The organism is Burkholderia sp. RF2-non_BP3 (assembly GCF_001522185.1).
GTDB lineage: Bacteria > Pseudomonadota > Gammaproteobacteria > Burkholderiales > Burkholderiaceae > Burkholderia > Burkholderia diffusa.
This window is the reverse complement of sequence record NZ_LOSU01000028.1, coordinates 470093-485053: the sequence shown is the minus strand read 5'-3', so window position 1 is coordinate 485053 and position 14961 is coordinate 470093. Positions and strand designations below refer to the sequence as shown.

The 14961-nt window shown below is 70.1% G+C and carries 13 protein-coding genes; 4 read left to right on the top strand and 9 right to left on the bottom strand.

Annotated elements, in window-relative coordinates; translation table 11 throughout:
* Positions 1–15: 15 nt before the first annotated feature.
* The 5 genes from WS45_RS12640 to gtdA all read right to left on the bottom strand — a co-directional run bounded on the left by WS45_RS12640 (position 16) and on the right by gtdA (position 5193).
* Complete coding sequence (locus tag WS45_RS12640) at positions 16–1377, bottom strand: MFS transporter (RefSeq protein ID WP_059700124.1); 1362 nt, start codon at positions 1375–1377, stop codon at positions 16–18.
* A gap of 76 nt (positions 1378–1453) precedes the next feature.
* Entirely contained in the window at positions 1454–2662 is a 1209-nt protein-coding gene (locus WS45_RS12635) for a 3-hydroxybenzoate 6-monooxygenase (protein ID WP_059700581.1), read from the bottom strand.
* Between the two features lie 19 nt (positions 2663–2681).
* Positions 2682–3323 carry a maleylacetoacetate isomerase gene (gene maiA / locus WS45_RS12630; RefSeq protein WP_059689905.1) on the bottom strand — a complete coding sequence of 214 codons (642 nt, stop codon included), beginning with the start codon at positions 3321–3323 and terminating at the stop codon, positions 2682–2684.
* Positions 3324–3357: 34 nt separating this feature from the next.
* The gene (locus tag WS45_RS12625; RefSeq protein WP_059525029.1) at positions 3358–4056 is read right to left on the bottom strand and encodes a fumarylacetoacetate hydrolase family protein; all 699 of its coding nucleotides are present in this window, start codon (positions 4054–4056) and stop codon (positions 3358–3360) included.
* Positions 4057–4146: 90 nt separating this feature from the next.
* Positions 4147–5193: a gentisate 1,2-dioxygenase gene (gtdA, locus tag WS45_RS12620; protein ID WP_059700122.1), complete on the bottom strand. Its 1047-nt coding sequence runs from the start codon at positions 5191–5193 to the stop codon at positions 4147–4149.
* Positions 5194–5357: 164 nt separating this feature from the next.
* On the opposite strand from gtdA, the gene WS45_RS12615 reads away from it, so the two are divergent.
* Positions 5358–6302 (top strand): LysR substrate-binding domain-containing protein, encoded by a 945-nt coding sequence (locus WS45_RS12615; RefSeq protein WP_059689902.1) that lies wholly within the window; start codon positions 5358–5360, stop codon positions 6300–6302.
* 46 nt (positions 6303–6348) lie between these two features.
* Here WS45_RS12615 and WS45_RS12610 read toward each other — a convergent pair whose 3' ends face one another.
* Genes WS45_RS12610 through WS45_RS12595 form a run of 4 tightly spaced genes read right to left on the bottom strand, consistent with a single transcriptional unit; the run spans position 6349 to position 9900 of the window.
* Complete coding sequence (locus WS45_RS12610; RefSeq protein ID WP_059700120.1) at positions 6349–7617, bottom strand: NAD(P)/FAD-dependent oxidoreductase; 1269 nt, start codon at positions 7615–7617, stop codon at positions 6349–6351.
* A complete protein-coding gene (locus tag WS45_RS12605) occupies positions 7614–7847 on the bottom strand; it encodes a 2Fe-2S iron-sulfur cluster-binding protein (RefSeq protein WP_011658575.1) in 234 nt (77 codons plus the stop codon). Before WS45_RS12605 ends, WS45_RS12610 begins: the two co-directional genes overlap by 4 nt.
* Positions 7844–8971, bottom strand: coding sequence for an NAD(P)/FAD-dependent oxidoreductase (locus tag WS45_RS12600; protein WP_059700118.1), 1128 nt, complete (start codon positions 8969–8971; stop codon positions 7844–7846). The genes WS45_RS12605 and WS45_RS12600 overlap by 4 nt, the downstream gene beginning before the upstream one ends.
* On the bottom strand, positions 8968–9900 hold the full coding sequence (locus tag WS45_RS12595; protein WP_059700116.1) for a 4-hydroxyproline epimerase: 933 nt from the start codon (positions 9898–9900) through the stop codon (positions 8968–8970). The genes WS45_RS12600 and WS45_RS12595 overlap by 4 nt, the downstream gene beginning before the upstream one ends.
* A 605-nt stretch (positions 9901–10505) precedes the next feature.
* Here WS45_RS12595 and WS45_RS12585 point away from each other — a divergent pair.
* From WS45_RS12585 to WS45_RS12575, 3 genes are all read left to right on the top strand, one after another.
* Complete coding sequence (locus tag WS45_RS12585; RefSeq protein WP_059700114.1) at positions 10506–12131, top strand: APC family permease; 1626 nt, start codon at positions 10506–10508, stop codon at positions 12129–12131.
* Between the two features lie 71 nt (positions 12132–12202).
* Complete coding sequence (locus WS45_RS12580; RefSeq protein ID WP_059700112.1) at positions 12203–13795, top strand: aldehyde dehydrogenase (NADP(+)); 1593 nt, start codon at positions 12203–12205, stop codon at positions 13793–13795.
* Entirely contained in the window at positions 13788–14810 is a 1023-nt protein-coding gene (locus WS45_RS12575; RefSeq protein ID WP_059700110.1) for an Ldh family oxidoreductase, read from the top strand. Before WS45_RS12580 ends, WS45_RS12575 begins: the two co-directional genes overlap by 8 nt.
* Positions 14811–14961 lie beyond the last annotated feature (151 nt).

The window sequence follows — 14961 nt, the reverse complement described above, 5'->3', positions numbered from 1 at the left end:
GTCGCCCTGCCTCCGCTACGCCTGCTCGCCGGCAATCGCCTCGGCCGCCACCGCGCGCTTCGCGCCGGCCCGCACCGCGCCAAGCACCAGCACCGCGCCCCCTGCAATTACGCACGGCACCGCGACGAATACGAACGCGGTCGACAACGGCAGCCCCATCGCGAGCATCGCGCCGCCCGCCATCGAGCCGACGACGGATCCGCCGCGGCCGATTCCGTTCGCCCAACTCACGCCCGTGGTTCGGCATTCGGTCGGATAGAACGCGGCCGACAGTGCGTTCGCGCCGACCTGCGAGCCGGACACGCAGAAGCCGGCCGCGAACACGGCCAGTGCCGCGCCCGCCGGCGACGCGGCCAGCACTCCGATCGCCGCGACGAACACGCCCGCCGCCGCATAGCTGCACGCGAGCACGCGATGCGGATCGAAGCGGTCCATCAGCCAGCCGAGCACGATCGCGCCGAGCGTGCCGCCGACCTGGAACATCGCGGTCACGCGCGCGGCCGTCTGCAGCGTCGCGCCGGTCGTGCGCAACAACGTCGGCAGCCAGCTCGACAGCAGGTAGATGACGAGCAGGCTCATGAAGAACGTCAGCCACAGCAGCAGCGTGCCGCGCAGCAGGTCGGCAGCGAACAGGCGGCCGAGCGGCGACCCGGCCGGCTTGCCGCGCGGCGCGACGAACGACGCGTGCGCGAGATCCGGGTCCGGTGCGATGCGCGCGAGCATCGCCGCGATCCGCTCGCGCGATGCGCCAGTGTTGACGAGGTAGCGCACCGATTCCGGCAGTCGCCACGCCAGCACCGGCAGGAGCAGCAGCGGCGCGGCCCCGCCGACGACGAGCACCGCGCGCCAGCCGTCGCGTTCGATCAGCGACGCGGCCGCGAGGCCGCCGAGCGCCGAGCCGATCGTGAAGCCGCAGAACATCGTCGTGACGAGCAGCGAGCGCCGCCGCGCGGGGCAATACTCGGACGTCAGCGTGATCGCGTTCGGCATCGCGCCGCCGAGCCCGAGGCCCGTCACGAAGCGCCATGCGATCAGTTCGGTCAAGCCGCCCGCAGTCGCCGATGCCGCACTCGCGATGCCGAAACACGCGACACAGGCGAGCAGCAGGCGCTTGCGGCCGAACCGGTCGCCGAACGGCCCGAACACGAGCGCGCCGGCCATCAGCCCGGCGAGCCCCGCGCCGAATACCGGCGCGAGCTGCGCGGGCGACAGCCCCCATTCCGCGCGAATGACGGGAGCGATGAATCCGATCGATGCCGTGTCGAAACCGTCGATCGCGACGATCAGGAAGCACAGCACGACGATCGCGGCCTGAAACGGCGCAACGCGATGCCGGTCGATCCATGCGCTGACGTCGATGGACAGCGTATCGGCCATGATGATGTCTCCTCCATGAAGGCGGTCGCGCGCGATGTCGTTGGAACGCGCGCCGCCGGATTCGGGCTGAAGCGCGTCAGTCGACGGTCTTCAGGCAATCCTCCGCGCGCCAGCCGTGCAGCCAGTCGAGCGCGTCGTAGAACTGCGCCTGCGTGCGTCCGACCCACAGCGCGTTGCGCACCTGCCGCTCGACGCCCTTCGCGTGATAGATCCGCCCCATCTCGCGCGCCGAATACAGCACGCGCGCGGTGCGCGGAATCCGCACGCGTTCGTACAGCGCGAACGCGGCCTCGAAGTCGCCGTCGGTCCGCGCGACGGCCGCGCCGAGCGTCACGGCATCCTCGAGCGCCTGGCACGCGCCCTGCGCGAGGTATTGCGTCATCGGATGGGCGGCGTCGCCGAGCACCGTCGCGCGGCCCGCGCTCCAGCGCTCGACCGGGTCGCGATCGGCGGTTGCCCAGCGCTTCCACGACGTCGGCCGGTCGAGCATTTGTTTCGGCAGCGGATGAATGCCGTCGAAGTACGACAGCACTTCCTCCTTGCTGCCGTCGCGCACGCCCCAGGTTTCCTGCTCGCGGCTGTGAAACGTGACGACGAGGTTGTATTGCCGTCCGCCGCGCAGCGGATAGTGGACGAGATGGCAATGCGGGCCGGCCCACACGACCGGCGCATTGATCTGCAGGTTCTTCGGCATGTTGTCGACGTCGACGACCGCGCGGTACACGACGTGTCCCGTCACGCGATGCGCATCGCCGATCAGCGCCTGCCGGACCGCAGACTTCACGCCGTCGCAGCCGATTACCGCGTCGGCGCGATAACGTTCGCCGTGCTGATCGACCACGGTCACGCCGTTGCCGTCCTGCTCGAACCCGCACACTTGCGTGCTGGTCCGGAATTCGATCAGCGGATGATCCTTGACCGCCTCGTAGATCGACAGATGGATGTCCGCGCGATGGATCACCGCATACGGGTTGCCGAAACGTTCGCGATACGCGGCGCCCGTATCGATGCACGCGACTTCCCGCGCATCGACCGCATCCATCAGCTGCAGCCGGTCGGTGAACACCGCGCGGCCGCGCGCGGCCTCGCCGACGCCCAGCGCGTCGAGCGCATTGAACGCGTTCGCGGCGAGCTGGATGCCCGCGCCGATCTCGCCGATTTGCGCGGCCTGTTCGAGCAGCTTCACGCGAATGCCCTGGCGCGCGAGCGCCAGCGCCGTCGCGAGCCCGCCGATGCCGCCGCCGATCACGAGTACGCGTCGGCCCGTATTGTTTGTCTCGCCCATGTCCGTCTCCTCCTTCGTGTTACGCGACGTAGTCCGGTTGCCGCTGCGGCTGCGCCGCTTCGAACGCCGGCTCGCGGCGCGCGTGTTCATGAACCGCGAGGCTGCGCGGATATGCGCTCAGGTCGCAATCCATCCGCAACGCGTTCGCGACCTGCGGCACGAGGCACACGTCGGCGAGCGTCGGCGCCTCGCCGAAACACCACGGGCCCGCGTCCGCGCGCGCGAGCAGGCGCTCGACGCCGGCCATGCCTTCCGCGATCCAGTGCCGGTACCACGCACTCTTCTGCTGCGGCGTGACCCGCAGTTCGCTGTCGAGGTAGCGCAGCACGCGCAGGTTGTTGACCGGATGGATGTCGCACGCGATCAGCGTCGCGAGTTCCAGCACGCGTGCGCGCTGCCGCGGTTCGAGTGGAATCAGCCGCGGCGCCGGATGAATCTGGTCGAGGTAATCGATGATCGCGAGCGACTGGCCGAGACGGAAATCGCCATCGACCAGCGCCGGCACCGACGCCGACGGATTCACCCGCGCGACGTAGCCGGCCTCGCGGTGCTCGCCCGTGCGGATGTTCACGGGCAGCGTGTCGAACGGCAGCCCTTTCAGCGCGAGCGCGATACGCACCCGATAGGATGTCGAACTGTTGAAGAAGCTATGCAGTTGCACGATGTGACCTTTCGAGGAAATCGAGGAACGCGCGTCAGACCACGCGCACGGCCAGTTCGCCGAGACGCTCGACGCCGACCTTCATCACGTCGCCCTTGACCACCGCGCCGACACCTTCCGGCGTGCCGGTGAAGATCACGTCGCCCGGTTCGAGGCGGAAGAACTTCGACAGGTCGGCCACCGTTTCCGCGACCGACCAGATCAGGTGCGACACGTCGCTCTTCTGCTTCGTCGCGCCGTTGACGGTCAGCCACAGGCCGGCCTGCTCGACATGACCGACTTCGCTCGCCGGATGCACCGGGCCGATCGGCGCGGAACGGTCGAACGCCTTGCCGATTTCCCACGGCCGGCCCATCTCGCGCATCTTCATCTGCAAGTCGCGGCGCGTCATGTCGAGTCCGACGGCATAACCCCACACGTGCTCGAGCGCGCGCTCGAGCGGAATGTCGGAACCGCCCTTGCCGATCACCGCGACGAGTTCGGCTTCGTAGTGATAGTTTTGCGTCTGCGACGGATACGCCAGATCGAGCGTTTCGCCGTAGGCGACCGGCACGATCGAGTCGGCCGGCTTGCAGAAGAAGAACGGCGGTTCGCGATCGGGATCGAAGCCCATCTCGCGCGCATGGGCCGCGTAGTTGCGGCCGACGCAGTACACGCGACGAACCGCGAACCGGGCGTCGCTGCCGGCGACGGGAAGCGCCACCGGCGCTTCGGGCGGGAAAACGTAAGTCATGAACGGCTCCAGCACAGGCATGAAGGAAGGAACGCGCGCCGCCTCGGCGGCGCACTGGACGAATCGGGAAAATCGGGCCAACCGGCGGCGTCAGTCGCGCGCTTCGCGCAGCAGGTTCAGCGCGGACAGCACCGGCCGGTCGGAATAGCTGAACAGCACGCTATCGGACGACGCCGACAGCCGGACCGGCGCCCACGACGGCGCGACGAAGATGTCGTGCGGCTCGAACGCGAACGCGTCGCCGCCGATGTGCGCGGTGCCGCTGCCTTCGACGACGCAGTAGATCGTCGCGTCGGTGCTGCGACACGTGCGGCCGTCGAAGCCGGCCGGCAGGAACTGCATGAAGGTGGCGATCGTCGGCATCGGCCAGCCACCCGTCGCGGGATTCACGTAGCGCAGCTTCACGCCGTCCCACGCGTCGAGCTCGCCGTTGCGGTACAGCGCGTCGAGGGCCTCGCGGGTGCGCGCGTACGGATAGCTGAACACCGGCGACGTCGGATCGCTCGCGCGATGGCGCACCGGCACCATGTTGTGGCCGAAGCGCGCGAAGCTGTCGCCTTCCGCGCGGCTGACGGGCTGCTCGGCTTCCGGATAGTTCTCCGCGAAGCCCGCGTCGAGGTACCCGACGAGCGGGATGTCGAGCCCGTCGAGCCACACGACCGGCTCGCCGCCGTCTTCCGCCGACGGGTTGCCGTGGTCGTGCCACGCCCACGACGGCGTAATGATGAAGTCGCCCGGATGCATCGTCGTGCGCTCGCCGTTCACCGCGGTCCACGCGCCCTTGCCCTCGACGATGAAGCGCAGCGCCGACTGCGTATGCCGATGGCTCGGCGCGATCTCGCCGGGCAGGATCAGTTGCAGGCCCGCGTACAGGCTCGGCGTCATGCTCGACTTGCCGGGCAGCCCCGGGTTCTCCAGCACCAGCACGCGGCGCACGGCTTCTTCCGCGCTGATCACGCCGCCGGCCTGCATCACCAGGTCGCGCACCTGCGCGTACTTCCAGATCGCGGCCTGCGCGGCCGGCTGCGGCGCTTTCGGCACGAGGTTGTGCAGCGACTCCCACAACGGCGCGAGGCGCTGTTCGGCGATCCGTGCGTAGTAGTCGGCGCGCGACGTATCCGGGTGACGGCTGGTCATGATGTCTCCTTGGGGCGGCCGATCGCGGTCGGCGCTGTGTCGGGTCGGGGACCGCGTGCTTCAGTCCGTTAGCGCATTTATATTCGACGCAGACATACCCGGTAAAATGGCGAAATCATCTAATCCATATTATTTCGGATATACCTTCCGACACGGAGCACGCGATGGACTGGACCTACCGGCTGCGATTGCGGCACCTCCAGGTGCTGCTGAGCCTGGCCAGCACGGGCAACCTGAGCCAGTCGGCGACGGCGCTGGCGACCACCCAGCCCGCGCTGTCGAAATGGCTGAAGGAACTGGAAGAGGATGTCGGGCTGCCGCTGTTCGAGCGGCACGCGCGCGGCCTGCGGCCGACGGCCTACGGCGATGCGCTGATCGAGCACGCGCGCCGTGTGGAGGCGCAGCTCGACGTCGCGCGCGACGACATGGCCGCGCTGCGCGAAGGCGGCAGCGGCCTGGTCACGATCGGCACGTCGGGCGTCGCGGCGGCCGATACCGTGCCGCTCGCGGTGTCGCAGTTGCTGAAGCGGATGCCGCGCGCGCAGGTGCGGCTCACCGAGAGCACGATGAACCAGCTGATGCCGCAACTCGCGCGCGGCGAACTCGACATCGTCGTCGGCCGCTCGGGCTCCGCGTCCGTCGATCCGCACCTGCACGCCGAAGCGCTGTACGTCGATCCGGTGGTGTTCGTCGCGCGGCCCGATCATCCGCTCGTCGGCGCGGCCTCCGTCGGCTGGGACGAGGTGCTGGCCCACTCGTGGATCGTCTGGCCGTCCGGCACACCCGTGCACAATGCGCTGCAGGTCGCATTGACGGCCGCCGGCCGCGTGCAGCCGCCGCATTGCGTCGAATCGAATTCGTCGATCCTGAACCTCACGCTGCTGAACAACACCGACCTGCTGGGCGTCGCGTCGCATCGTGCCGCGCGGCGCTTCGAGCAGTTGAACGCGATCCGCATCCTGCCGATGCGGCTCGAGGGCCAGGGCGCGGTGTCGATGTACTGGCATCCGGACAGCGCGAATCGCGCGGCCGTGGCCGCCGCGATCGAGTGCCTGCGTGCCTGTGCGGCGCCGCAGGTGGGCGGATGGGAGAAAGTGAAGACGGAATGAACGGCAAGGCGGCCCGCTGCGAACCGGGCCGCCTCGCCCTGGCGCGTCAGGCGCCGTCGCAGGATGCCGTGTCGTCCAGCATCAGCGTGCCGACCCGCGCGGGCACGAGCGGCGTGCGCGGCGCCGGCGGCGTCCAGCCGAACAGCGCCTGCGCGGCCGCACCGCACACGCGGCCCTGGCATGCCCCCATCCCGCAGCGCGTCTGCAGCTTCGCGGCCGTCCAGCCGGACGCCGGCGCGACCGCGTCGAAGCGCACGTCCTCACAACGGCACAGCAGCGTATCGGGCCGCGCGAGCCGGCGGATCGGCTCGCGGATCGCGAAGCGTTCGCGCACCGCGTCCGCGAATGCCTGCCAGCGCGCGCGCTGCGCAATCAGCCCGGCCAGCGGCGCCGTCTGCCCGGTGGCCGCGCAGCCGGCAATCTCGCCTTCGACTATCGCCAGTTCGCTGCCGCCGACACCCGTGCACTCGCCCGCCGCGAAACAGCCGTCGCGGCTCGTGCGCTGGTGCGCGTCGACCACGACCGCGCCGTTCTCGATCCGGCAGCCGAGATGGCTCGGCAGCACGGTGTTCGGCACGAGGCCGAAGCCGCATGCGAGCCGGTCGCAGTCGACCTCGAATTCACGCTCGCCCTGCCGGATCCGCACGCGTTCGAGCCGCTTGTCGCCGAACGCTTCGACGACATGTGCGCCGGGCCGATAAGCGGCCGTGACGAGTTTCGCGGCCTGCGCGAGTTTCGACGGCCAGCGCCACAGCCCCGCGCCGAAACCGGCGACATCGCTCCCCGCGGCCTGTTCGAGCACGTGCGACACCTGCGCGCCGGCCTGCCGGGCCGTCGCCGCGCTCGCGAGCAGCAGCGGGCCGCTGCCGGCGATCACGGTGCGCTGCCCGCGCACGTCGAGACCGTACTTGATCAGCGCCTGCAGGCCGCCCGCGCCGGTGACGCCCGGCAGCGTCCAGCCGGGAAACGGCAGCAGCAGCTCGCGCGCGCCGCAGCACACGATCAGCGTGCGGAATTCCAGCAGGAACCCGCGCTCGTCGTCCTCCAGCAGCAACGTGCCCGGCTGCGTCTCGGCGACGATGCGCGTGGCCGCCAGATGCGTGACGTTCGGCCGACGCAGCACGGCAAGGCGTTCCGCCGCGGCCGGCACCGGCGTCGCGGCCGCCGCCTGGCGCCAGATCTGCCCGCCCGCGCGCGGGTTGTCGTCGACGATCGCGATCGTCGCGCCGCTTCGTGCGGCGGCCCGCGCGGCCGACAATCCGGCCGGGCCCGCGCCGACGATGGCGACGTCGACGCTCAGTCGTTCCTGTTTCATCGCGTGCGCTCCACCCGCATCCCGTCGCGGCACAGCGTCTGGCAAGCCAGACGACGGCGGCCGTCGATCGTCATCCTGCACTCCTGGCAGATGCCCATACCGCAAAACGGCGCGCGCGCCGCACCCGTGCACGACACGCGCGTCGTGTCGTCGCCGCTCGCCGCAACGGCGGCCGCGACGGTCGCGCCGTCGGCCACCGTCAGCGCGCGGCCGTCCAGATGAATGATCATGTCAGCGCTCCGGCTACGGGGGACGTCGTCAGAAAACGTCCCGGCAAATACGGTTCGATGTCGATGGGCGGCCGTTCGCCGGTCATCAGCGCGGCGACGAGCCGCGCGCTGCCCGGCGCAGTCGTCACGCCGAGCCCTTCGTGCCCGACCGCGAGCCATACGCCCGGCCGCGCCGGATGCTCGCCGAGCAGCGGCAGACCGTCGGGGCTCGCGGAACGGAAGCCCGTCCATGCGCGAATTCCGTTCAGGTCGGCCAGATCCGGCAGGTAGCCGGCCGCGCGGCGCAGCATGCGCGCGAGGACCGGCGGCTCGACGCGCGCGTCCTCGGTGTCGAACTGGCGCGATGAGCCGATCAGCAGCTGGCCGGTGGGCCGCGGCTGCACGTTGAACGCGACCGACGTGCCGTCGCTCGCGTGCGCGCTCGCCGCATAGCCGAGTTCGACGAGCTGGTGCGACACCTGGCCCGGGTAACGATCGGTGATCAGCAAATGGCCCTTCTTCGGGCGCAATGGCAATTCAGGCAACAGCGCGCGCGCGGCGACGCCGTTCGCGACGACCACGCGCGCCGCACGCAGCGTGTCGCCGCTCGCGAGCGTCACGCTCGGACCGTCGACCGCCACCGCGCGATCGCGCCGCAACGTGATGCCCGGCGCGCGCTGCAACAGCCAGCTCGCGGCGACGGGCGCATAGAGAATCGCGTCGCCGGGGATCTTCAGCGCGCCGCCGAGGCCCGCGCGCAGCATCGGCTCCAGCCGCGCGAGCGTCGCCGCGTCGATCAGCTCGCCCGCCACGCCGTGCGCGGCGAGCGTCGCCTGCTTGGTGCGCGCGAGATCCATTTCGTGCGCGTCGGCCGCGAGCCACAGCGTGCCGCAATTGCGGTACGCGCAGCCGTCCGGCATCTCGCCGGCGAGCGCGCGCCAAAATTCGATCGAATAATGGCTCAGCGCGAGCTCCGCCGCGTTGTCGTCCATCGCGACGAGGTGCCCCATGCCGGCGCCGGTCGCGCCGCCGCTCGCGTCGTCGACGACGAGCACGCGCAGCCCGCGCTGCGCGAGTTCATGCGCGCACGCCGCGCCGACGATGCCGGCGCCGATCACGACGACGTCGGTCCGGGTCTCGCTCACGACACGATGCCCCAGCCGAACGGGTCGTCTTCCTCGATCAGCAGCGTCGCTTCCGCGCTCAGGTGCGCGCTGCCGCGAATCGTCGGCACGATGCCGCCGTCGGCCTGCGCGTAGCTCGCCTGGAACACGCTGCCGATCACGCTCGCCTGACGCCACACGACGCCCGGTTCGAGCTTGCCGTCGGCCGCGAGACACGCGAGCTTCGCGCTCGTGCCGGTGCCGCACGGAGAACGGTCGTACGCATGGCCCGGGCACAGCACGAAGCTGCGGCTGTCGTACTCGGGATCGTCCGCGAACAGTTCGATATGGTCGATCTCGCCGCCGTTCGCGCCGGTGATGCCCGCGCGTTCGAGCCCGGCACGCACCGCGGACGCATAGGCGGTCAGCGCCGCCACGTTGTCGCCGGCCACGCGCTGGCCGTGATCGCTGATCAGGAAGAACCAGTTGCCGCCCCACGCGATGTCGCCCTTGACGGGACCGTAACCGGGCACATCGACGTCGACGGCCTTCGCATGGCGGTACGCGAGCACGTTGCGCACGCTGACCGACAGGTCGTCGTGCAGCGTCGCCTCGACGGTGCCGACCGGCGTTTCGATCCGGTGCACGCCCGGCTCGATGCGGCCCATGTGATGCAGCGTGCGCACCACGCCGATCGTGCCGTGCCCGCACATGCCGAGGTAACCGCTGTTGTTGAAGAAGATCACGCCGGCCGCCGCCTCCGGCGACACGGGTTCGCACAGCAGCGCGCCGACCAGCACGTCGCTGCCGCGCGGCTCGAGAATGCACGCGGTGCGATAGCGATCGTGCTCGCGCGCGAGCACGTCGCGGCGCTCGGCCATCGTGCCGTTGCCGAGCGAGGGAAAACCGGACACGACGAGCCGCGTGGGTTCGCCGCCCGTGTGCGAATCGATGATCTGGATGCGCTTCATCATGAGCCGTTCGAAGTGGGGAAAGGAGCATAGCTTCCTCCGTCGCGCGTCCGTCCGCTTGTGGCTTTTCGATGAGGACGGCGACGAAATCGGCATAGTGCGGAACGCGTTTCGCGGCCCTTGCGGCCACTGTGCCGATTTCGTCATTTTGCTCCGCGATACGGCTCAAGCGTGATGGGTGTTTGCACGGCGATACTGGTTGCACGTCGACGCGCCTGTCGTCGACCGATACGAAGCAGGAGATTGCAGTGAGCCGAAACGCCATCCAGCGGACCGGAGTTTTCCCCGCCCTCAGCCACCGGTTCGTACCGGACGCTTCCATCGCTTTCGACGCCGCGCACCGCGCCGAACGGAACCGCGCGAACCGCTGACCGGTTTCCCCCCGGCGGTGCGGCGGCCTCCCCCCGTCGCATCGCCACTTCCGTGTCCGGCATGGCCGGCACGGGCCCGTTCACCGCGGCGCCTGCCCGCGCCGCACTCGAGCGGGCCCCGGCCCTCGCGGTCGTTCGAACCGGCCGCACGCCGGCCGGCAGGTGTTGCGCCGCTGCTCCGTCGGAACGCGGCGCAGGCCGCACCTGCCCCGATATTTCCCAGGAGACAAACCCATGCCAGGTCAAGGCAACACACACCCGTCCGTCCCGCTTTCCCGTTCCGTGCCCGCCGACGGCGGTCACGGCAAGTTCAAGAAGCAGCTGTCGCTGACCGACCTGACGTTCATCGGCCTCGGTGCGATCTTCGGTTCGGGGTGGCTGTTCGCCGCGAGTCACGTGTCGACGATCGCCGGCCCGGCCGGCATCTTCTCGTGGCTGCTCGGCGGCTTCGCGGTGCTGCTGCTCGGCATCGTCTACTGCGAGCTCGGCGCCGCGCTGCCGCGCGCGGGCGGTGTGGTCCGCTACCCGGTGTTCTCGCACGGCCCGTTGCTCGGCTACCTGATGGGCTTCATCACGCTGATCGCGTTCTCGAGCCTGATCGCGATCGAAGTGGTCGCCGCGCGCCAGTACGCGGCCGCATGGTTTCCCGGTCTCACCAAGGCCGGATCGAGCGACCCGACGACAATCGGCTGGCTCGTGCAGGCCGCGCTGCTGTGCTTCTTCTTTTACCTGAACTATTCGAGCGTGAAGACGTTCGCGAAGGCGAACAACATCATCAGCATCTTCAAGTTCATCGTGCCGCTGTCGGTGATCGCGGTGCTGTTCACGTTCTTCAAGCCCGCCAACCTCACCGCGCACGGTTTCGCGCCGTTCGGCATGCCGGGCATCGAGATGGCCGTGTCGGCCGGCGGCATCATCTTCGCGTATCTCGGCCTCACGCCGATCGTGTCGGTCGCGAGCGAAGTGCGCAACCCGCAGCGCACGATCCCGATCGCGCTGATCCTGTCGATCCTGCTGTCCACGCTGATCTACGTGCTGCTGCAGCTCGCGTTCATCGGCAGCATCCCGACCGACATGCTGGCCGCCGGCTGGCACGACGTCAGCAAGGCCTTCTCGCTGCCGTACCGCGACATCGCGCTCGCGCTCGGCGTGGGCTGGCTCGCGGTGATGGTGGTCGCCGACGCGATGATCTCGCCGAGCGGCTGCGGCAACATCTACATGAACGCGACGCCGCGCGTCGTCTACGGCTGGGCGAAGACGGGCACGTTCTTCAAGGTGTTCACGCGCGTCGACGAGGCATCGGGCATCCCGCGCGCGGGCCTGTGGCTCACGTTCGGCCTCGCGATCTTCTGGACCATGCCGTTCCCGTCGTGGGAGGCGCTGATCAACATCGTGTCGGCCGCGCTGGTGCTGAGCTATGCGGTCGCGCCCGTGTCGGTCGCCGCGCTGCGCCGCACCGCGCCCGACCTGCCGCGGCCGTTCCGCGCGGTGGCGTTCGGCATCACCGGCCCCGCATCGTTCGTGATCGCCGCGCTGATCGTCTACTGGTCGGGCTGGGGCACGGTGTCCTGGCTGCTCGGCCTGCAGATCGTCATGTTCGTGATCTATCTCGCGTGCCGCCGCTGGGTGCCGACCGCGCACCTGAGCCTCGCCGAGCAGGTGCGTTCGTCCTCGTGGCTGATCGCGTTCTACGCGGCCATGATCGTGCTGTCCTACTTCGGCGGCTTCGGCGGCACGGGCCAGCTCGCGCATCCGTACGACACGGTCGTCGTCGCGGCCGTCGCGCTCGTCATCTACTACTGGGGCGCCAATACCGGCATCCGCTCCGACAAGCTGCAGCTCGACGACGACGAAGACTGACACACCCGCTTTCCCCTTTTCACTCCGGCCGGGCGCCTCACGCCCGGCCCCGCATTTTCCGAGGAAAACCCATGCAACTCACAGGTCAGCTCCTGATCGGCCAGTCGGCCATCGCCGGACAGAACGGCACCCTTCACGCGATCGCCGCCGCGACCGGCGAACCGCTCGAGCCCGCATTCGGCGGCGCGAGCCTGCACGACCTGGAGACGGCCTGCGCGCTCGCCGACGAAGCCTTCGACACGTATCGCGAGACGAGCCCCGAGCAACGTGCGGCGTTTCTCGATGCGATCGGCCGCAACATCCTGGCGCTCGGCGACGACCTGATCGAGCGCTGCGTCACCGAAACGGGCCTGCCGCGCGCACGCATCGAAGGCGAACGCGGCCGCACGGTCGGCCAGCTCGCGCTGTTCGCGTCGCTCGTGCGCGACGGCGGTTACGTCGATGCGCGCATCGATCCGGCCCGCCCGGACCGCAAGCCGCTGCCGCGCGTCGACCTGCGCCTGCGCAACGTCGCGATCGGGCCGGTCGCCGTATTCGGCGCGTCGAACTTCCCGCTCGCGTTCTCGGTCGCGGGCGGCGATACCGCGTCGGCACTCGCCGCCGGCTGCCCGGTGATCGTCAAGGCGCACTCCGCGCATCCGGGCACGTCCGAGCTCGTCGGCCGCGCGATCCAGCAGGCCGTGCGCGAATGCGGGCTGCCGGCCGGCGTGTTCTCGCTGCTGTTCGACGCGTCGCGCGAAATCGGCCAGGCGCTCGTCGCCGATCCGCGCATCAAGGCCGTCGGCTTCACCGGCTCGCGCCGCGGCGGCGTCGCGCTGATGAACATCGCGGCCGCGCGCCACGAGCCGATTCCGGTCTATGCGGAAATGAGCTCGATCAACCCGGTGTTGCTGTTCCCGGCCGCGCTCGACGCGCGCCACGACGCGATCGCGCCGCAGTTCGTCGCATCGCTCGCCCTCGGCGCCGGCCAGTTCTGCACCAACCCGGGCCTCGTGCTCGCCGTCGACGGCCCCGCGCTGCGCGCGTTCGAAGCCGCGGCGGCCACCGCCGTGCAGGCGACCGCCGCGCAGACGATGCTGACGCCGCACATCCACGCGAGCTATGCGCAAGGCGTGGCCACCCTGCGCGCGCACGACGCGGTCGAACTGCTGGCGCAAGGCGTGGAAGGCGGTCGCTTCCAGGCGCGCGCGGCGCTGTTCGCGACCTCGGCGGACGCATTCATCGCCCATCCCGAACTGCGTGACGAAGTGTTCGGTCCGGCATCGCTGATCGTGCGTTGCCCGGATGCCGACACGCTGCATCGCGTGCTGAAGTCGCTCGAAGGCCAATTGACGATCGCCGCGCATCTCGCCGACGGCGACGCCGCGCTGTTCGCCGCGCTGCGCCCGACGCTCGAGCGCAAGGCCGGCCGCATTCTCGTCAACGGCTTCGGCACGGGCGTCGAGGTCGGTCATGCGATGGTGCACGGCGGTCCGTTCCCGGCCACGTCCGACACACGCACGACGTCGGTCGGCGCACGCGCGATCGAGCGTTTCCTGCGCCCCGTGTCGTACCAGGACGTGCCGGACGCGCTGCTGCCCGACGCCATCCGCAACGGCAACCCGCTGAACGTGCCGCAACGCATCGACGGCGTGCCGGCGCCCCGGGAAACGCGCGATGTCTGAGCCGCTCGCCGAAGTCGTCCTGTCGCTCGATGAGGTCCATACGCTCGCGCTGCGGGTGCTGACGCACCACGGGCTGTCCGATGCGCACGCGCGGGCGATCGCGGGCGTGATCACGCAGGGCCAGCGCGACGAGTGCCACTCGCACGGCGTGTATCGGCTGCTCGTGTGCGTGCGCTCGCTGAAGAAGGGCAAGGTCGACCCGCAAGCCGTGCCGACGCTGCGCCGGCTGTCGTCGTCGATCGTCGCGGTCGACGCCCATCGCGGCTTCTCGCTGCTGAGCTTCGAGACCGGCCTGCCGGTGCTCGTCGAGATGGCGAAGCAGCACGGGATCGCCGCGATGGCGATCAACCACTGCTACCACTTTTCGGCGCTGTGGCCCGAGGTCGAGGCGATCGCCGCCGAGGGGCTGGTCGGCATCGCGATGAACCCGAGCCACAGCTGGGTCGCGCCGGAAGGCGGCCGCGAGCCGGTGTTCGGCACGAACCCGATCGCGTTCGCGTGGCCGCGCCCGGACGGCGTGCCGTTCGTGTTCGATTTCGCGACCAGCGCGATCGCGCGCGGCGACATCGAGCTGCACGCGAAACAGGGCAAGGCGATCCCGCCGCACTGGGCGATCGACGCCGACGGTCAGCCGACCACCGATCCGAAGGCCGCGCTGCACGGCGCGATGCGCACGTTCGGCGGGCACAAGGGCTCGGCGCTCGCGGCGATGGTCGAACTGCTCGGCGGCGCGCTGATCGGCGACATGACGAGCCAGGAGTCGATGGACTTCGACGAAGGCGTCGGCGCGACGCCGTGCCACGGCGAGCTCGTGATCGCATTCGACCCGAAGGTGTTCCTCGGCGACGATCTCGACGCGGGCCTCGCGCGCGCCGAGCGGATGTTCGCGTCGATCACCGGGCAAGGCGCGCGGCTGCCGTCGCAGCGGCGCTTCGACGCCCGCGCGCGCAGCATCGCGCACGGCGTGCGGATTCCGAAGGCGCTGTACGACGAAATCCTGACGCTGCTCGACTGACGCGCGATCGCCGGGCGCGGCTTCATCGCCGGCAGGACGGGCGATGAAGCCGCCGTCCGGTTCGACCGGCGTGTCCCGTGCCCGCATCCAGGCGCCCAGCCCGGCGCCCGCGCCCGCGGGCGGCCGCATGCCCGGCGGCTGTGGGATAATC